The sequence below is a fragment of the Nitrospira sp. genome (assembly GCA_024760545.1).
GTDB lineage: Bacteria > Nitrospirota > Nitrospiria > Nitrospirales > Nitrospiraceae > Nitrospira_D.
Window position 1 is genome coordinate 786,545 of sequence record CP060501.1, and the last position, 17,264, is coordinate 803,808.

The 17,264-nt window shown below is 56.8% G+C and carries 19 protein-coding genes; 1 reads left to right on the forward strand and 18 read right to left on the reverse strand.

Annotated elements, in window-relative coordinates; genetic code table 11:
- Window positions 1-27 precede the first annotated feature (27 nt).
- The 11 genes from H8K03_03790 to H8K03_03840 form a co-directional block, all read right to left on the reverse strand.
- Window positions 28-2,430, reverse strand: a complete 2,403-nt coding sequence (locus H8K03_03790; protein UVT21047.1) for an MCP four helix bundle domain-containing protein — start codon at window positions 2,428-2,430, stop codon at window positions 28-30.
- A gap of 173 nt (window positions 2,431-2,603) precedes the next feature.
- On the reverse strand, window positions 2,604-3,122 hold the full coding sequence (locus H8K03_03795) for a chemotaxis protein CheW (protein UVT21048.1): 519 nt from the start codon (window positions 3,120-3,122) through the stop codon (window positions 2,604-2,606).
- A 77-nt stretch (window positions 3,123-3,199) separates the two neighbouring features.
- Complete coding sequence (locus tag H8K03_03800; protein ID UVT21049.1) at window positions 3,200-5,383, reverse strand: chemotaxis protein CheA; 2,184 nt, start codon at window positions 5,381-5,383, stop codon at window positions 3,200-3,202.
- Between the two features lie 115 nt (window positions 5,384-5,498).
- Window positions 5,499-5,870, reverse strand: coding sequence for a response regulator (locus H8K03_03805; protein UVT21050.1), 372 nt, complete (start codon window positions 5,868-5,870; stop codon window positions 5,499-5,501).
- Window positions 5,871-5,937: 67 nt separating this feature from the next.
- Window positions 5,938-6,465, reverse strand: a complete 528-nt coding sequence (locus H8K03_03810; GenBank protein UVT21051.1) for a hypothetical protein — start codon at window positions 6,463-6,465, stop codon at window positions 5,938-5,940.
- A gap of 33 nt (window positions 6,466-6,498) precedes the next feature.
- Window positions 6,499-6,801 carry an STAS domain-containing protein gene (locus H8K03_03815; protein ID UVT21052.1) on the reverse strand — a complete coding sequence of 101 codons (303 nt, stop codon included), beginning with the start codon at window positions 6,799-6,801 and terminating at the stop codon, window positions 6,499-6,501.
- Between the two features lie 94 nt (window positions 6,802-6,895).
- Complete coding sequence (locus tag H8K03_03820; GenBank protein UVT21053.1) at window positions 6,896-7,735, reverse strand: OmpA family protein; 840 nt, start codon at window positions 7,733-7,735, stop codon at window positions 6,896-6,898.
- A gap of 95 nt (window positions 7,736-7,830) precedes the next feature.
- Entirely contained in the window at window positions 7,831-8,601 is a 771-nt protein-coding gene (locus H8K03_03825) for a flagellar motor protein (protein UVT21054.1), read from the reverse strand.
- Window positions 8,602-8,613: 12 nt separating this feature from the next.
- Complete coding sequence (locus tag H8K03_03830) at window positions 8,614-9,201, reverse strand: protein phosphatase CheZ (GenBank protein ID UVT21055.1); 588 nt, start codon at window positions 9,199-9,201, stop codon at window positions 8,614-8,616.
- A gap of 46 nt (window positions 9,202-9,247) precedes the next feature.
- Window positions 9,248-9,628: a chemotaxis response regulator CheY gene (locus H8K03_03835; protein UVT21056.1), complete on the reverse strand. Its 381-nt coding sequence runs from the start codon at window positions 9,626-9,628 to the stop codon at window positions 9,248-9,250.
- A gap of 326 nt (window positions 9,629-9,954) precedes the next feature.
- Window positions 9,955-10,185 (reverse strand): helix-turn-helix domain-containing protein, encoded by a 231-nt coding sequence (locus H8K03_03840; GenBank protein ID UVT21057.1) that lies wholly within the window; start codon window positions 10,183-10,185, stop codon window positions 9,955-9,957.
- 177 nt (window positions 10,186-10,362) lie between these two features.
- Between H8K03_03840 and H8K03_03845 the strand changes: the two genes are divergently transcribed.
- The gene (locus H8K03_03845) at window positions 10,363-11,262 is read left to right on the forward strand and encodes a P-loop NTPase (GenBank protein ID UVT21058.1); all 900 of its coding nucleotides are present in this window, start codon (window positions 10,363-10,365) and stop codon (window positions 11,260-11,262) included.
- 126 nt (window positions 11,263-11,388) lie between these two features.
- On the opposite strand, the gene H8K03_03850 is transcribed toward H8K03_03845, so the two are convergent.
- From H8K03_03850 to H8K03_03880, 7 genes are all read right to left on the reverse strand, one after another.
- Window positions 11,389-12,399, reverse strand: a complete 1,011-nt coding sequence (locus H8K03_03850; GenBank protein UVT21059.1) for a methyl-accepting chemotaxis sensory transducer — start codon at window positions 12,397-12,399, stop codon at window positions 11,389-11,391.
- A gap of 85 nt (window positions 12,400-12,484) precedes the next feature.
- Window positions 12,485-13,090: a PilZ domain-containing protein gene (locus H8K03_03855; protein UVT21060.1), complete on the reverse strand. Its 606-nt coding sequence runs from the start codon at window positions 13,088-13,090 to the stop codon at window positions 12,485-12,487.
- A gap of 20 nt (window positions 13,091-13,110) precedes the next feature.
- On the reverse strand, window positions 13,111-14,709 hold the full coding sequence (locus H8K03_03860; protein ID UVT21061.1) for a diguanylate cyclase: 1,599 nt from the start codon (window positions 14,707-14,709) through the stop codon (window positions 13,111-13,113).
- A 19-nt stretch (window positions 14,710-14,728) separates the two neighbouring features.
- A complete protein-coding gene (locus H8K03_03865; GenBank protein ID UVT21062.1) occupies window positions 14,729-15,058 on the reverse strand; it encodes a hypothetical protein in 330 nt (109 codons plus the stop codon).
- Window positions 15,055-15,444: a flagellar export chaperone FliS gene (gene fliS, locus H8K03_03870; protein UVT21063.1), complete on the reverse strand. Its 390-nt coding sequence runs from the start codon at window positions 15,442-15,444 to the stop codon at window positions 15,055-15,057. Before fliS ends, H8K03_03865 begins: the two co-directional genes overlap by 4 nt.
- Window positions 15,445-15,464: 20 nt before the next feature.
- Entirely contained in the window at window positions 15,465-16,868 is a 1,404-nt protein-coding gene (gene fliD / locus H8K03_03875) for a flagellar filament capping protein FliD (protein ID UVT21064.1), read from the reverse strand.
- 21 nt (window positions 16,869-16,889) lie between these two features.
- Window positions 16,890-17,252, reverse strand: coding sequence for a flagellar protein FlaG (locus tag H8K03_03880; protein UVT21065.1), 363 nt, complete (start codon window positions 17,250-17,252; stop codon window positions 16,890-16,892).
- Window positions 17,253-17,264 lie beyond the last annotated feature (12 nt).

A 17,264-nucleotide genomic window follows, 5' to 3' on the forward strand; every position in this document is an offset into this window, starting at 1 on the left:
CCATACTCTGAGGAGATGACCGCCTCTTTAAAACTCCTCAAACTCGTCTGCCTTGTCGCGACGGTCCCTGCCGCTGCCCGATGTCAGAGCGACCGGCTGATGCTCTTCGGCTGATCGGGCAGAGGTCGCCGGCCTCTTCGTCGTCTTCAGATTGTATGTGCTCACCGCCGGCTTGGCCGGTTGTTTGCCGGCCACCGCGCTCTTCGTCGCCTCTACTGCGCGCCTGTTTTCAGACTGCTGGACCTTGAATACCTCCACTTGCCGCATCAACTCTTTGGCCTGTTCCTTCATCGACTGGCTGGCAGAGGCGGTTTCCTCGACCAGAGCGGCATTCTGCTGGGTGCCCTCGTCCATCTGCATAATCGCCTTGTTCACCTGATCGATACCGCTGGCTTGCTCCTGTGACGCCGCGCTGATCTCGGCGATGATGTCGGTGACGCGCTTGACGGACCCGACGATCTCCTCAAGCGTCTTCCCGGACTGATTGACCAATTCGGTGCCGTCCGTAACGCGTTGGATGGACTCATTGATCAAGCCCTTGATCTCTTTGGCAGCGGTCGCGGAGCGCTGGGCTAAATTCCGCACCTCGGCTGCCACCACCGCGAACCCTCGCCCATGTTCCCCCGCTCGAGCCGCTTCCACGGCGGCATTCAATGCCAACAGATTCGTCTGGAAGGCGATTTCGTCGATAACGGTGATGATATCGGCGATTTTTTTGCTGCTCTTGTTGATCTCTCCCATCGCATCGACCGCCCTGGTGGTAACCGCTCCTCCCTTGTTGGCGATATCTCGCGCCGCGATGGCCAACTGATTCGCTTGCTTGGAGTTATCGGCGTTCTGTTTGACGGTGGACGTCATTTCTTCCATTGATGCGGAAGTTTCCTCCAAGGCCCCGGCCTGCTCGCTGGTCCGTTGCGCGAGATCATCACTGCCCTTGCTGATTTCTTCCGCTCCGGCTGTGACGGCTTCGACCGCGTCGCGCACAAGCGACACCGTTTGAGTCAATTGCGTGATCGCCGTATTGAGGCTCATCTTCATCTGGTCGAACTCGCCTTGATACGCGCCCGTCATTTGCTTGGTCAGGTCGCCGGAGGCGAGCGCCGTCAAGACGATCTGCGCTTCGTGCAGCGGCTTAGAGACGGCATCGAGCAGCTGGTTAAAGCTGGACACGAGATCCTTCGCTGACCCTTGGAACCGTCCGGTATTGATTCGATCCGAGAGATTCCCTGTGGCGGCGGCGCCGATAAGTTTTTCCACCTCGTTCTGCGCCTGCTTTTGGCCGGTGATGTCGGCGGCGAACATGACAACCTTTGACACTTTTCCATCGCCGTCCAACATCGGGTTGTAGGAGGCCTGAATCCAAATTTCCTTGCTTCCCTTCCCAACCCGGCGATAGACACCGGCATCGAACTCCCCACGGTTGAGTTTGGCCCAAAAAGCCTGATATTCGGTCGACGCGGCATACGCGGGCTCGGCGAACATCCGATGATGATGGCCTTTGATTTCGTCGAGGGTGTAGCCCAAACAGCTGAGGAAGTTCTGGTTGGCTGTGATAATGGTGCCGTCTGTATTCAATTCAATCACGGCTTCCGCTCGATCCAGTGCGGCCATCTTGTATTTGGACTCGAGCGACTCCTTCACATTCGATTCGATCTGTTCCCCCATCCGGTTGAATGCTTCGGCGAGGCCGCCGATATCGTCCTTGGTCGTGATGCTTGATCGTGCCGTCAGGTTGCCCGCTCCCAGCGCTTGCGCCGCCTTCAAAATATCGCTCAATCCTCCGGCTACTGAGCGCGAGATGAGCCAACCTAAGAACATTCCTAAGAGCAGGCCGGCACCCATGATGATGATATTGGTGGTATGAAGAGTAGAGGCCATTTCTAAACTGGTGTCGAACGTTTCCTTGGCTTGGACTTCGTTCTCGTGAGTCAGGCCGTTGATCGCTTCCAGAATACCGGCAAGTTTCTGGGCCAACTCGGTCCGCTGGATCTCAGCCGCACCATCTTTGCTGAAGTTCGAGCTCAGCTGCATGACTTTTGTGCGGATCTCTTTATATTCAGCCCAGCTGGTTTTGAAACGCTCATAGATCCCACGTTCCGATTCCGCGACGATAAGCGGCTGATACTCTGTTACAAAGCGATCGACATCTTCGTCGAGCTTGCCGATTTCCTGGGTCCATTTGGCCATCGTCGTCGAGTCATACGCGAGAATGTGCCAGGCCACGAGCGCGCTCATCCGTTCAGCCTGCCCATGCAGATCTCCAAGCAGCTTGAGCGAGGTCAGATTCACCTTGTAAATTACGTTCATTCGCTGATTCAGCTTGTCGATGCCGGTGATCGACAGCACTCCGACCGCTACCAAAAGCAGCCCCACGAGCCCGAAGCTGATCAGCAGCTTGGATCTGGTCTTAAGATTCCGCAGGGTATTCACGATACTCCTCCTTTATGGCGTCCACTCGTATGAGAGCAGCACCGGGCTAATCGCGATCCATTCCACGTGTTTCTTCCCCACCACACATCCACCTTTTCTGGCTCCATCCTCACTTCACGGTGCAAACGCACGCGTCATCCTTCGCCTTGTGATGCAGTTCCGGCCATCGATAACTAAGCAGCAGCCGAGCCGCCGTTCTCCGGCAACTCTCCGTCCATCAGCAACCGGTCGATATCCAGCAAAGCCACGAGTTTATCGCCGGACTTCCCGATGCCGCTGATAAAGGTCACATCGACTTTGGCCCCAAATTTTGGGGGAGATTGAATCTCTTTCGCGTCGATGTTCAGGACGTCGGAAACTGAATCGACGACGAGCCCCATGACCTTGTCACGCACCACGACGACGATAATGACTGTGAAGGGTGTGTACTCGATTGTCGGCAAGCTGAATTTGGTGCGAAGCTCGACGATGGGAACGATGGTCCCGCGCAGATTAAGGACGCCCTTGATATGGGCCGGAGTGTTGGGGATCTTGGTGACAGCGGTATACCCCTTGATCTCTTGCACGCGCAGAATATCGACGCCGTAGAATTCGTCACCCAGATTGAACGTCAAAAACTGACTGCCGTCCGTGGTCAGCCCGATCCGCTGATTGAGCTCTTTGGTCGCGCTTTCTGTCGTCGATGCTGCCATCGGCCCTCCTTTACGACGAATCGTCCTGTCGAGCTATTCAAGCTCCTCGTTGATATGCCTCACTATTCGGGATGGTCTCACGCTGCCACCGCTTCGCCTCTGCGGGCGATTTCCAGCATTCCCCGCACGTCCAGAATAAAGCCCACCGTGCCGTCTCCGAGAATGGTGGCGCCGGCAATTCCTTCGACCTTGTGGAAGTTTTGCTCCATGCTCTTGATGACGACCTGCTGCTGGCCAATAATTTCATCCACCATCACTGCCACTCGCTCGCCCTCCGTCTCCAGGATGAGCAGAATGCTCTTCGCCGGATCCGTATACTCCGGTTGTAGATTGAATACCTCGTACAGACGCACCATCGACAGAAAGGTGCCGCGGACATTGATCAGCTCCCCTTTGCCGACGACGGTTTTCACCGCTTCTCGCTTCGGCTGAATGGACTCCAGAATCGAGAGCAGCGGCACGATGTATGTTTCTCGCCCGATCCGGACGGTCATGCCTTCGATGATCGCCAGGGTGAGGGGCAGTTTCAAGGTGAAGGTCGTCCCCTTTCCCGCCATGGTCTTGATGCTGATCGTGCCTCCCAGAGCATCGATGTTCCGCTTCACGACATCCATCCCGACCCCTCGCCCGGATACGTCCGTCACTTTCTCCGCGGTCGAGAACCCGGGTTTGAAAATGAGCAGCCAGATCTGATCGTCCGTCAGCTTGTCGTTCTCCCCGATCAGCCCTTGTTTGATCGCCTTCGCGACGATCTTCTCACGGCTCAGGCCACGCCCGTCGTCTTCCACCGTGATGCAGATGTTTCCGCCCTCATGAAATGCATTCAGCTTGATCGTGCCGGTTTCGTGCTTGTTGCTGTCGAGGCGTTCCTCCGGCAGCTCCACGCCATGGTCGGCTGAGTTCCTGACGAGATGCGTCAGAGGATCGCCGATGGATTCGATGACGGTTTTGTCCAATTCGGTTTCTTCACCCGATAAAACCAACTGAATTTTCTTCCCCATCTTCGCCGATAGATCGCGCACCAGCCGAGGGAAGCGGCTGAATGCCGTTCCGATTGGAAGCATGCGGATCCCCATGACACGCTCTTGAATCTCGCGGGTGTTCCTCTCCAGCTCCACCATTCGCTCAAGCAGCACCGGCAGCTGCCGCATCTCGAACCGTGCTCCCAGATCACTCAACATCGACTGGGTGATCACGAGTTCACCCACCAAATTGATGAGCTTGTCGATCTTGGCTGTATCCACACGAATGGACGTCGTGTCGGTTTTCTTGGCTTGAGCCGTGGATTCCTGTTGCCGCTGTTTTTGCAGCGCCTGCTCGACCTGCTGTGGCGTAGCGGCGTGTTGTTCGATGAGGATCTGGCCGACCCGCTTTTGCTGTGCCAGCGCGCTGTCCAACGTTTCGCGGGACACCACGCCGCTCTCGACCAGAATCTCTCCGAGGGGCTTCGGCTCTCCGTCTTCGACGCGTTGCTCGTCGTTCGTACCTCGTGAAGCGTTCCAATCCGAGGACGAAATACGTTTCACGGATGACGATTCACGTTCTTCAATCGTCAGCTTGCTGTCTTCCCGGACAAACTCGAATACCGCCTCAACGACTTTTCGGTCCTTGGCGGTAGCGAGCTGCATCTTCCACGTCAAGTAGCACTTCTCCGGGTCCACCTCATCCAAATCCGGTAACCTGGAGGCATCCACCTCTACTTGCAATAATGTGCCGAGATCCTGTAGCTCTTTGAAGACTTGCAGCGGGTCGAGGCCGCGCTGAAACATCCATTCTGGCGGGGTCCAGTCAATAGCAAAGAGATGCGACCCGTCAGCCGATGGCGAAGACGACGGCTTCTCTGATTCTCCTGTGGAACCGTCCGACGGAGTTTTTAACACACTGGCAGCGGTCAATTCCGTCGTGAGCCGTTGGGCCGCCTCGTTGTCCACCGACACACCGGTTTTGACGGCATCGATCAACGTCTTGAGACAGTCTATGGACCGGAGCAACAGATCGGCAATCGCCGGTGACACGGCCTTCTGCCCATTTCTGAGCAGATCGAGCAGCGTCTCCATCTTATGGGTAAACTGTGCGACGGCGTTGAAACCGAACATGCCGCTCGTGCCCTTAATGGAGTGGGCGGAGCGAAAGATCTTGTTTAGCAGGTCTAAGTCTTCAGGATGCCGTTCCAGTTGCAACAATCCCTCTTCGACCACCGCGAGATGTTCGGCGGCTTCTTCAAAGAACGCATCCTGAAATTGCGCGAAATCGCTGCTCATCTTGAATCCTGTCGTTCGTGAGGCTCGCCTCGACTCAGCGAGACGAGCGTCGTTCGTGAAGCGCTTGATTGATCCGATTCGGACACTTCACGCTTCACGAGATACATGTGACCCATCATGCCGGCAGCACCTTGGCGATGGTTTTTAGCAACAGTTCAGGATTAAACGGCTTCACGATCCATCCAGTGGCCCCGGCTTCTTTCCCCGCCTGCTTCTTCTCCACCGCAGACTCGGTGGTCAGCATAAGAATGGGGGTAAACTTGAACGCCGCCAGCTTGCGCAGTTCCTTGATGAGCGTAATGCCGTCCATCTCCGGCATATTGAGATCGGTGACGACGATGTCCATCTTCGGACCGGCTGCGACCTTGTTGACGGCATCCTTCCCGTGTTCGGCCTCGACGACCGTGAACCCGGCGTTGGTAAGCGTGAACGCCACCATTTGGCGCATGGTGGGTGAATCATCGACAACGAGGGCTGTCTTGCTCATGCTGATCCTCCACCGTCATGTGCCTGTCTTTTTTGAGGCCTTCCTGCTGGTTTCATGGGTGACTCGCCTAGAACAGCGTGACGGAATCGGGCTCCTTCACCGGCATGTCGACCGGCACCGGCTCTTGATAGTCGGGCGTCAACGCTGCCGTGTGAAGACGGCGTTCTTCTTCCATCGTGTAGTGTTGCTCAAGCTGTTCCAGCGCGGCGATTTCCTGCTTCGCGCTGTCGTCATCCGGTCCTCGCATCAGCGCCTGAAGATGTCGGCTCCATTGATCCAACGCTTGCCCGACATGTTCCAGCTTTTGTCGCGTGATATCTTGAAACTGCATCGCCATCACGATTTTTGACACACAGGCCGACCTCTCGTGCGGCGAAGCCTCCACTTCTGGAGATGCCAGCAGGTGGAGATTCAGCACTAAGTCCATCGTAGCCCGCTCGGTTTCGTCGGTGACGGCCGTCATCTGAGCTTTCAACACCGGTATCAAGCGCACGGCGCACGCCGCAAATGCCTCCCACGCCTGTCGATGCTCGTGGAGCTTGGCTACGTCGCCCATCTCGCCGCTGCCGGCTGAACATTCAACATTGTCGGTCATCGTCTTCTGTCCAATCGTAAACCCGGCGTCGAACTATTCGCTGAGCGGTTCGGAAAATCCGAGTTGAGTCAATCTTGCTTGCAGATCTCGGGAAAGACCCGTGACAAACATCCGGCCCCGTTTCCGCGCGGCCCATAGCAACTGGATGATTGCGGTATCTGCCCGTGAGACTTTCCCAAGATCGAGTGAAACCAGCCCATCGTTCTGAAATAGTTTGAGCAAGTCCGCCTTGAACTCCGCCGCCTCGAAAATGGTGAGATCGCCGTCTGGAGCCAGGTGCCTGCCGTTCGGCTCTTCCGCCCGGTGTGCCTTAGATGCAATCGGTTCCTCCGTCATCGTGATCTCTCTCCCCTGTAGTCACTAAGACATATTGTCGGCTGCTTCTGATCAAGACTTGAGAGTCCACCTGCCGTAAAAACCCCGAGATGCGCTAAGGTGTCCGGCCATTGCCGGACGTCTCCGGAGGCGGCTGCAAGGAGTTCAGCGGCCCATCATCCGATGGCCCGGATTGATCCGTCTCATTTCCCGTCTGGAGAAGAGGCGCGGGAGGCGGCTGCTCAAGAATGACGACCTCTACTCGACGATTCTTAGCCCGCTGTTCAGGATCCAGATTGGCTGTCACAGGCCTGGTGTCGGCATGCCCCACCGCAGCGAGATGATCCGATTGGACTCCATAGAGCTCGGACAGAACCCTGACGACCATCACAGCCCGGGTGGATGACAGTTCCCAATTGGAAGGAAATTGCGCTGTCCGAATCGGCACATTATCCGTATGTCCTTCAACGCGGGCATGTCGGTTCAATTCCAGAATGGCCCCGCTCAATCCTTCAAGAAATGGAAGAGCTTCTGCTCGTATCGTCGCTTCCCCACTGTTAAAAAGCAGTTTATCTGGGATCGTAATGACGATGTCTCCATTAACGGTCTGGACGACGGTGACGAACGCCGCCAAGTCTTTCAGTTGCTTATCCTTGATACCTTGGAACACTTGGCGGATATGTCGAATCGTGACTTCCTTGGCGTCCGTTGGATTCCTCCCCTGCTGCACCAGCCTTGCCTCACCGACGCCGAATACCCGGTTCGCACCCGAACGATTGGCGAGCGGATTCAGCGCAGCCTTGATCGATTCGCTGACGGTTCGGTACTTTCCTTCATTGATCGAAGAAATCGAGTACATGACGACGAAGAACGCAAACAACAAGGTGATGAAGTCGGCATACGAGACCAGCCAACGCTCGTGGTTTTCATGCTCCTCGTGCTTGTGCTTCGCCATTTATTACCGCACCGCGTGAAGCGTGACTCGCGAAGCGTCGTCATAGTTTCCGCTCATGACGTCGACAAGATACGAACCACGCTTCACGAAGGACCTCATTTCTTCGTTTCCTTTGTCCGCTCATTGTGCGGCAGAAAACCTTCCAGCTTTTCCTGTAGCAGTCGAGGGTTTTCCCCTTGGGCAAGTCCGACAAGTCCCATGATGACCAAATTACGGGAGCCTGCCTCCTCCTTCAGCTTGAGCTTGATCTTGTTCGCAATGGGTAAGAAGAAGAGGTTGGCGGCTCCCACACCATAGACCGTGGCGACGAAGGCCACCGCGATACCACTGCCGAGCTTTGAGGGGTCGGCCAAATTTTCCATCACGTGAATCAGTCCGAGGACGGCGCCAAGAATCCCGACGGTCGGCGAATACCCTCCTGCGGCTTCCCACACTTTGGCCGCCAAGATGCCTTGCTCCTCATGCTGCTCCACCTCGATCTCGAGGATCTCATGCACGGCTTTCGGGTCGGTTCCATCGACAATGAGTTGAATCCCCTTTTTCATGAACGCATCATGGATGTCTTTCAGCTTTCCCTCGAGCGCGAGCAGACCTTGTTTTCGTGAGACGTTCGCGAGGTCGATGATGAGTTTGATGTTCCCCTTGTTGTCGACGCGGGGACCGGCGAAGGCGAGAGACAGACTACCGGCTGCCTTGACGATGACCGGCAAGGGACTCTGCACGCAAATGGCGCCGACTGTGCCGCCGATCACAATGATAAAGGCGGTCAACTGCATGATCGAACCCAGATGGCCGCCTTCGAGCGCCTGGCCTCCGACGATGGAGCCGATTGCAATCACCACTCCAAGAATTGTCGCAATATCCATTGCGTGAGCGCCTCATTTGAACCCGAATTGAGCCAAGATATCGTCGGCGACTTTTTGCTTCATGGCCGTCGTTTTGGAGTCCTCGAGTTGTTTGAGCAAGTGGCCGGCCGTTCCGGTGGAAGTGACTTGTTCGCCGTTTTGTTGGAGCCCGAAGACGACGACCAGTTCCATCAGCTTGTTCTGCACCTCATCAAGGATGGTCACAAGCTTCTTGACTCGTTGAGCGACAAGATCTTGAAAGGAGAGAGCGGTCATGATTTCCGTCAAGTGCTTGGCGTCCTGCGCGATCACGATGCTCACCTTCTCCAGACGTTCTGCGAGCTTCACGCAATCGATTGCCTGTAGCGTGTCGACGACGGAACAGAGATCCTTCGCCACTCGGTCGCGATTGTCTTGGATCATCTCGGTCAGACGCATGACCTCGAGGGTTCCGGTCTCCGTCATCCGATTGAGCTCGCTGAGATGTGATGAGGCCGCCGGCAATTGCGCGCTGCTGGCCACGATCTGAGGACCGGCGTGCGAAATCGTCGTCATCGCCTTCTCGACAAAGCGAGCCAGTTCACCGAGTTCTCCGTACAACTTGTGTCCCTGGTTCTCCACACGACCTCCATCCCCGACGGCTCGGATGCCCTTTGGTCGCCCGAATCTATTTGAAGATCTTCGCGATCTTTTCCTGCAGTGTCTCAGCCGTAAAGGGTTTGACGATGTAATTGCTCACTCCCGCCTGCACGGCCTCAACCAAGTTGCTTTGCTGAGCCTCGGCCGTCACCATCAGCACAGGCGTGGCCTTGAGCTTCTCGTCCGCACGGATCGCGCGAAGCATGTCGATACCCGTCATGACCGGCATGTTCCAATCCGAGACGACGAATCCATACGTGTCTGCCCGCAACTTTTGCAGAGCTTCCTGTCCGTTTTCTGCCTCTTCTAAATTGGCAAACCCAAGCTGCTTCAAAATGTTCTTGACGATTCTCCTCATCGTCACCATGTCATCGACGACGAGGATCTTCATGTTCGGATCGGCTGGCATAACGCCTCCTTTGTCTCATACGGCGGTCACAGCGGTAGTGGCCCATGGTCCGGCGATCACGCGACGATTCGGTCTTCCAGCGACCTCGCAACGCCTCGCCACATATCGGCACATTCGCCACACGACCTGACCCCCGGAAAGCTCGGTGGGTCATCGATTTCACTAGGCCTGCAGGAGATAGTCGACTTGCGTGGAGAAATGTGCGTTCCAGCGATGACAGTGCCGGCAGGATCATGCCCACCGCTCATGTCCTGAGTACCCTCTGGAACGTGAGAGCGAAGGAATGGTCGTTCTGCCGATGAACCTGACAGCACCTCATAGAGCCACTAGCCTTGCCTGGATCGGCTGTGCATCCACTCATGAATGTCACGGCGCAGGAATCGCCAATGTTTACCGATCTTGGACGCCGGCAGTTCACCGACCCGTGCGAGTTTGTAGACGGTGGATTTCGGCACCCGTAGAAACCGCGCCACTTCCATGACGGTTAAGATTTCTCCGTCCCGGGCGGGACTTCCTTCCAGCTGGCTCGTCGTTGCTGCTGATACGTCATTATTCATGCCGACTGTGGTATCGGCGTAGCGGTTCGGAAACTTGAGCGCCCTGCCATGATCGGCTTTCCATCATGCCGTCACCTTCCTCTGGCCGCACCGGGATGGGCCGCGTCTATTCAGGATTCTCAGCCGGTTACCGAAGAAGGTGTGGTATTCACCCCGAACGAATAGGAACTGAACTCAATGGCACGCATCATCTCCGTCGCGTCCGGCAAAGGAGGGGTTGGCAAAAGTGTGGTCGCAGCCAACCTGGCTCTGGTCTTAGCGCAAAAAGGCAGGCAGGTGGTCCTCGCCGACCTCGACATTGGAGGCGCCGACGCCCATGTGCTGCTGGGCCTCCCCAACCCTGCGCGTACCCTCACTGACTTTCTCAACCGTCGAGTCGAACAGCTGGACGCACTAGCTCAACAGCTTCCCATTCACCCATCGTTGCGCATTATTCCAGGGACAGGCGACACCCTTGCGACTGCCAATATGTCCTATTCACAAAAGCGGCGTCTTATTCGAAACTTCCAAGATATCCACGCCGACGTGATCGTCGTCGATATTGGGGCGGGAACGAGCTACCATACGCTGGATTTTTTTCTGATGGCCGACCATCACCTCGCCGTGGCTACGCCGGACCCCACCTCCGTCCTGGACCTCTATCGCTTCATCAAACTGGCCGCAATCCGTCGAGTCTTGTCGATGTTCTTGACGCGCGATGTCATGGCAGAAGGACTGGCGAACCGGGATTACAGCAGCGTGGAGGAAGTATTGGACGTTGCGGGCAAGACCGATGAATCCGGCCGGTCGATTGCGGAGGCTACCTTGAGCGTGTTTCAACCGGCTCTCATCCTCAATCGTGTTACCGGGCGTGCTCGCGTCAATGTGCCGCAGCTCAAGAAGCTGCTCAAAGAATATGTGGGAGGTGACTTGACATTATTAGGCGAGATTCCCGAGGACTCCGCAATGGAGCAAGCGGTACGAGCGTACGTCCCGGTGGTTCAGCATGCGCCATCATCTCCGGCTGCCGTCGCGCTCACGAAAACCGCCGAAGCGCTGGCACAGTTGCTGCGCGGCTCCTTGCCGCAAGCAGCTTGATTCGGTTGAACGGCCTGAATGTTCCTGGCGGTGTTTCCTGTCAATCGTCATTCGTGATCTTCACATGCGGAGCCGTTCTTCCAGCGCGCGTACACTGGACACTTGCACGGCGTTTGCGCCTTCTCATCATCGAAGCCCTTGCACGATCACCGCATACCATCCGAGGCCGTCGTATTCCTGATAGCCGAGCGTTTTGGCATACGCGACCACGTCGTGTTTGTCGTTCACGTAATGGCCTCGTTCACGTCCTTGATGTTGGAGCGCGAAGGGCAACAGTATTCCTTGATCATCGGATGCCGCGATCACCCGCAGCTTGTTGTCCAGCAGGATCACGCGGGTACGTTTCCATGCAGCTTCGGATATCGCCGGTTCTTTTTGAACAATAATTCTGGCTTGCTCTTCCCAATCAAACACCACTCCTAGAACACCGATGATCTTTCCGTTCGGCTTCCCCTCCTTCCGAACGGCGGCGGCATACACCGCGACCAGTTTGTCGCCGTGGAGTGAGTCATGACCGATGTCGTCGACCACGTACTGGTCGCCGTTCGTCGTCGCCATGGCTTTCTGAAACCACGCGCATCTGGTCGCATCGGCCCTGGTGACCTTGGGAAACTTCTCCGGGTGCGAGCAGGCCATGATCTTTCCGTCGATTCCGACCAAGACAAGGTTGAGATAGACCGAATAATATCGATTGATCAGCCCGAGTCGTTCGGCTGCATGATGGAGAGCAGTTCCATCGGCAGCTTCGAGACCGTTGACCAAGGCTTCATCCATCGCCCACCACCGAACGTCGGCGGTGCGTTCGTACAGATTGCGTACGATCAACTGCACCAGTGTCTGTGCCATCTCTGAAAGGCGATCGTGTTCTTTATCCATGAATCGCCGATTCAATTCGCTCGTTTCCTCCCGTATTGAGCTCAATGCTTTGGAAGCGTCGGCGGCTTGCGTGGCCAGGTTTTTCACCTCTGTCGCAACCACGGCAAATCCTCTGCCTGCATCACCGGCTCTCGCCGCTTCTATGGTCGCGTTCAGCGAAAGAATGGTGATCTCGCTTGTGATTCTTGCGTTCACAAGCCGATGGTCGTCGATCCGATTCTCAATGTTGCCGATGATCTCTTTAATATTGAGCTGGTTCATGAACGTTCCCTGGGTTTGTCTCCGCTCGTGCGGTGCCGCCTGGATCCCTCCGTGAGGCCCGCGGTTTCCATGAACTCTTTTTCTCCTAGCCGGGATGTGCACGACGTGCACGCAAGCGTTCCGCCTGTGTGTGGAGGATGTGGCGGATGAGGTGCTCCTGACCGTCCACGCTGATCTCAACAAACTCTGTGGCCAAATCCCAGCCCTGTCCCTGAGGATTCAGCGTCGATCGGATAACTTGCGCGACAGCATGCACGGGAGTAAAGGGAGGCAGGATCATCTTGACCGATAATCGGTCTCCGGCGGCGAATTCACGGGAGGACACGAAGCCCACTCCTCCTCCGCTCAGATTGACATCCATCAGCCTCGCCATCGCGACACTGGACGGCGCGATCGTCGCGAGAGAGTTGAGGATGACTCCGAGGAGATAGTCGACCTTCATCATCCAAGGCAACACCGGTGAGTCCATCAACGATTCGCCGGATCGAGCCAAAAGATCCGCTGTCGGTTTCGTCACTGCCGCCGTGATCGTGTCCGGGGTGGCGCCCCCCTCATCGACACCGGTTGCAATCACCGGCTCGTCCACCAGGCGGTATTCCATGAGCACCCGATCCTCGATTCTGATCCATTCACGCCGTTCGTCTACGGCGTGCTTGGGTTTGGGTGATGAGGGGACGGTCGGTGGTGCCATGGTCATCTTGCTTTCAGGCATTATGCCGCAAGACTCAGCGAGGCCACGCATGCCAAAGCTGGCGGTTTCGGCGTATGGAGGACGACACAGTTCCGACCCTGAGCTTTGGCATGATTCAGCGCAGAGTCAGCGGCACCCATCCAATCCGCACAAGACGCAACGGCGATGTCGGGAATGGCAGCCAAACCTATGCTGGCAGTGGTACGGACTTGTCCCGCCTCGACTGCAAACAGGTGTTGCTCGATGCGCGCTCGCAACCGTTCCGCTAGGACACGAGTCTGCCCCCGATCAGTATGCGGAAGGATGACTGCGAATGTGTTGCCCTCGTATCGACCGACAACATCAATATCACGTACCGTGTTTCGTATCACCTCGGCAGCCGTCCGGAGCACATGATCTCCGGCTGCGTGCCCAAGACGCTCGTTCACGGTCTTGAAATAATCCAGATCCAATAACAAAAGACAGGCCGGAACTCCGTAGCGAAGCCCGACTTTCAATTCCCGTGTCAACGCCCCCTCAAACGCATGTCTGTTGAGTATTTCCGTCAGCGGATCACGCATGGCGATATCCTGTGTGCGATGATTCGCGTCGAGATTCTGCAAAGAAAGCGCGAGCGCGGTACCGACAGTATCGAGTAATTGCCGTTCCTGCTGGGTGAGGGGTTCTACGCCCCTCTTACGAACGAGGAAAAGACCCGCTTCCTGCCCAATAGCCAAACTACTTTCATGGCTGTTCGCCGGCGCCTCGATCGGCTGCGGTCGTTGAGACCCTGAACGTGGTACGAGACGAAGATGCCGCGCGTGCGCGCGCTGATGCGGAGTCGACGGACGAGTACTCTCGGCAGGCAGGCGACCGAGGCGGCGAAGCAAATAGCGCCGTGCGCGCGCTTCAGGTTCCAGATCTTGGGTATCACACCAGACCCATACTTGTCTGCGGTTTGATCTGGCGATCCCGATCATATCCGTATCGACCAAGGTCCGTAACCCGCGGGTCAGCGTTTTGCCGATCCCATTCTCATCACGCGATGCCGCCAGTTCTTCGGTAAGTTGGTGCAGCGCCGAAAGCTGTCGGCCGTACGATTGCGGTGCACCGCGATCATGTGCCGGTTCCTGTGTGACCCGGGGCCGTTCGCCGGATAGATGCCTCACCTCGCGGATGGCACGCTGGTACGTCACACCACGCGCTATCGACTCCGTCACTCTGGCCGCAGTGCACGGCCAGGTCAGATAGTCAAACGCACCATCCCGTAACAGCCTGGCAGTTCGATCTGAGCCGATGGGTCCGCCGAGCAGAATGATACAGAGGTTGTGTCGCGCCTGGACCATGCGGGCGAGAGACTTACGTGCATCGGCAAAACGGGCGCCGATCTGATAGATCACGAGTGTACGGTCATCTGAGGTATCTCGGTCGAGCGAAAAGTCCTTATGCCCATATGATTGGACCGTCACGCCCGGGCCGAGTTTTTTCCAGATGGACGCTCGAAGGATGATCGGAGCGGCGACAAGTAGAACCGTTGTTGAGGAGGCCGACTCTGGGCGAAGGGAGGAGGCACCGCCCTCCGAGACTTGTGGGCTGGACAAACGGACAAGGTTGTGAAGCATTTTCACATCGATGGCCATTGCCCGTTCCTGATTCCGGCTATGCTTCAACCGACACGGTCTTGGGCGTTGAAGCAGCCGCACCAAGTCGCTGACGCAGTCCGTGCAATCGCCGCCTGGTCGCCGCGACCTCGCCCAAGAGCGACGCCATCACGGCTTGAACGATATGCGCGCGGTGACGGACTTGTTCATCGAGTTTCAGGAGATCACCGGCATCCCCCATCGGACTCTGCATTGCCTCCAAAAGCACGCCGCGATCTCGGTAACATTGAACCACGGCATCCCATCGTCCGAGTTCTGCCGCCTCAACCGCAGACTTGGTCAGTCTCAAGATGTCCGCCTGACATTCACGTCTTGTTGAGATTGTCATACCCCTGCCATTCGAGCTGGTTGTGCCGCGATTTCACGCCAGCCCTCTCGTAACGTGGTCAAGCACCGCAGTGGGCCATCAAGGTGGTGTGCCTTGTTGCGGGCGTTCGCCGCGACCAGTTCATTGAGCATGTAGTCGTAAAGCCTGTGCAACGAATGCGCGATCTCGCCGCCCTGCTCGAAATCGAGGACGCTGTTGAGCTCTCCAATAATGGAAATGGCTCGACCCAAAAACCGCGCTTTTTCTTTCGTGTCGTTCGACTCGATCCCCGCCCGAGCCAGTTCGATCGATTGGATGGCCGCGTCATAGAGCAGCACGACGATCTGAACTCTCGACGAGGTCATCACCTGGGTCTGCTGATACTGTCTCACATTTTGAGTAAGCATAGGTCCCTTCCCTGGACGATTTAGTTTCCTCCTGTCAACGCGGAATTGCTCTGGAGGAAACTAAGCTGACTTTGCTGTTGTTTAAGCAGCCCATCGAGCGCAGCGTACTGTTGACGGAGCCGCTCTTCATACTGCGCAAGGACATCCTCTTTCCGCGTAATCTCGTCGGTCAGATCCGAGATCTGGTTGGTAAGGCCCTTCTTCCGCAGTGTCAACGCGCCGGACTCGATGTCATCGAGCGAATCCACCGACACGTTCAGGAGCTGCGCGATCCCGACGCTGTCGGTTTGATTCACAAACAGATCCTTGACGGCTGTGTAATTTGAACTGAGCGCCGCACTCAGCTTGGCCTCGTCGACGGTCAGTGTGCCGTCGCGCTCCGTTTTAAAGCCGATCTCACCCACTGAGGTGTAGGTGGTCAATCCCGGCACGACAGAGGAGAGTGCGGTCCTCAATTGGCTGAGCACGGTCCGTACGGTTGGCTCGTTGAAAAAGATCCCGCCCTTCTTGGTGGTGACGTCATACGTGTTCCGCTCGTTGATGAACTTGACCACCTCATTGTAGGCCGTCGCCAGATCTTTGATATTGGTCTGGACGGCCGCTACATCCCGTGAGACATTGACCGCGACGGTACTCGAGCCTGTCGTCTTGGCCAGCGTCAATGTTACACCGGCAATGGCATCGGTAATGGTGTTGCTGCTCCGCTGAAACGTCAGCGGATTCAGATTGGGGTCTCCCACGCTGATAACGGCGTCTTGCGCCGCCTGCAAGGTATCGGTTCCTCCGGTTCCGCTAGCGTTCAGGAAATCGAGGTCGGTGTCGTCCGCCACAATCGTCACGCCGCTACTGGCGCCTGTACTGGCGGCCGTTAACACCAGCCGGTAGGCGGGAGAGGACTCGCTGCCCGCGTTGACGACCGACGCTGTGACACCGGCACCGAGGTCGTTGATGGCGGTTTTAAGATCCTCAATCGTCGCGGTGGCGCCCAGGTTGACGGTTTGATTGCTGCCACTGCCGACACGAAACGTAAAGGTCCCGGAGGCACCACTCACAATATCGGTTGTGGTCGACGCGACCGCTTTCGCGGCCTTATTCGTCACCTGATGCGACTGCGCCAGTTGTGTGACCTTGACGGTATAGCTTCCCTGAACGGCCGTGGACGCGCCCGTGGCTGTGAGTACGGTCGAGTCGCTCGCCGACACGCTGGAGCGGTCGAAATTGGAAACCAGACGCATTTTATCGGCCGCGCTTTGTAAGGCAATCAACTTTGTGCTCAGCGTGGCGTAATCAGTTGATTTCGAATTGAGGTCGGCCTTCTTGGTGGTGAGCCGATCGACGGGTGTGTGCGCCGCCTTGACGAGTTGGTCGACGACCTGACCGAAATCCAGTCCGTTCCCAAGGCCGCCAAAACTTATCGCCGCCATTCCATAACCCTCGCGACTGAGCTAGGCTTCCTCACTCAGCAACAACCCTTTCGGGCTCGACAGGTACTTGTCCAATTTCAACAGCTCTTCGGGGGGAATCTGGCGAATCACCTCGCCGGAATTTTGCTCGACCACTTTCACGACTACTCGCTCGGTCTCATCGTCCACTTTGATTTGGAGTCGCGGATCCCCCAAAACCAGCATCTCGTTGACCTTCGCCGCAGCCCGATCGACCACGGCGCGATCAGCGGCTTGCTGGGACGTCGACTTATTGTCCGGGGCGCTTGCCTTCGTGCCCGGCTTTAGCCCTGCGGCAGGCGAGACCTCTTCCTCGCGAACCCGCCCAACGCGTGGATCTGCCTTTGGTGTAACGCTGTGTATCATGGCAGCCTCCCT

Bases quoted from the DNA above. Each gene is read 5' to 3' on its own strand.
- H8K03_03820 (UVT21053.1), bottom strand. From the start codon at position 7,735: ATGGCGAAGCACAAGCACGAGGAGCATGAAAACCACGAGCGTTGGCTG.
- H8K03_03835 (UVT21056.1), bottom strand. From the start codon at position 9,628: ATGCCAGCCGATCCGAACATGAAGATCCTCGTCGTCGATGACATGGTG.
- fliD (UVT21064.1), bottom strand. From the start codon at position 16,868: ATGGCGGCGATAAGTTTTGGCGGCCTTGGGAACGGACTGGATTTCGGT.
- H8K03_03865 (UVT21062.1), bottom strand. From the start codon at position 15,058: ATGACAATCTCAACAAGACGTGAATGTCAGGCGGACATCTTGAGACTG.
- H8K03_03810 (UVT21051.1), bottom strand. From the start codon at position 6,465: ATGACCGACAATGTTGAATGTTCAGCCGGCAGCGGCGAGATGGGCGAC.
- H8K03_03880 (UVT21065.1), bottom strand. From the start codon at position 17,252: ATGATACACAGCGTTACACCAAAGGCAGATCCACGCGTTGGGCGGGTT.
- H8K03_03855 (UVT21060.1), bottom strand. From the start codon at position 13,090: ATGGCACCACCGACCGTCCCCTCATCACCCAAACCCAAGCACGCCGTA.
- H8K03_03850 (UVT21059.1), bottom strand. From the start codon at position 12,399: ATGAACCAGCTCAATATTAAAGAGATCATCGGCAACATTGAGAATCGG.
- H8K03_03840 (UVT21057.1), bottom strand. From the start codon at position 10,185: ATGAATAATGACGTATCAGCAGCAACGACGAGCCAGCTGGAAGGAAGT.
- H8K03_03845 (UVT21058.1), top strand. From the start codon at position 10,363: ATGGCACGCATCATCTCCGTCGCGTCCGGCAAAGGAGGGGTTGGCAAA.
- H8K03_03800 (UVT21049.1), bottom strand. From the start codon at position 5,383: ATGAGCAGCGATTTCGCGCAATTTCAGGATGCGTTCTTTGAAGAAGCC.
- H8K03_03825 (UVT21054.1), bottom strand. From the start codon at position 8,601: ATGGATATTGCGACAATTCTTGGAGTGGTGATTGCAATCGGCTCCATC.
- H8K03_03805 (UVT21050.1), bottom strand. From the start codon at position 5,870: ATGAGCAAGACAGCCCTCGTTGTCGATGATTCACCCACCATGCGCCAA.
- H8K03_03795 (UVT21048.1), bottom strand. From the start codon at position 3,122: ATGGCAGCATCGACGACAGAAAGCGCGACCAAAGAGCTCAATCAGCGG.
- H8K03_03815 (UVT21052.1), bottom strand. From the start codon at position 6,801: ATGACGGAGGAACCGATTGCATCTAAGGCACACCGGGCGGAAGAGCCG.
- fliS (UVT21063.1), bottom strand. From the start codon at position 15,444: ATGCTTACTCAAAATGTGAGACAGTATCAGCAGACCCAGGTGATGACC.
- H8K03_03860 (UVT21061.1), bottom strand. From the start codon at position 14,709: ATGGCCATCGATGTGAAAATGCTTCACAACCTTGTCCGTTTGTCCAGC.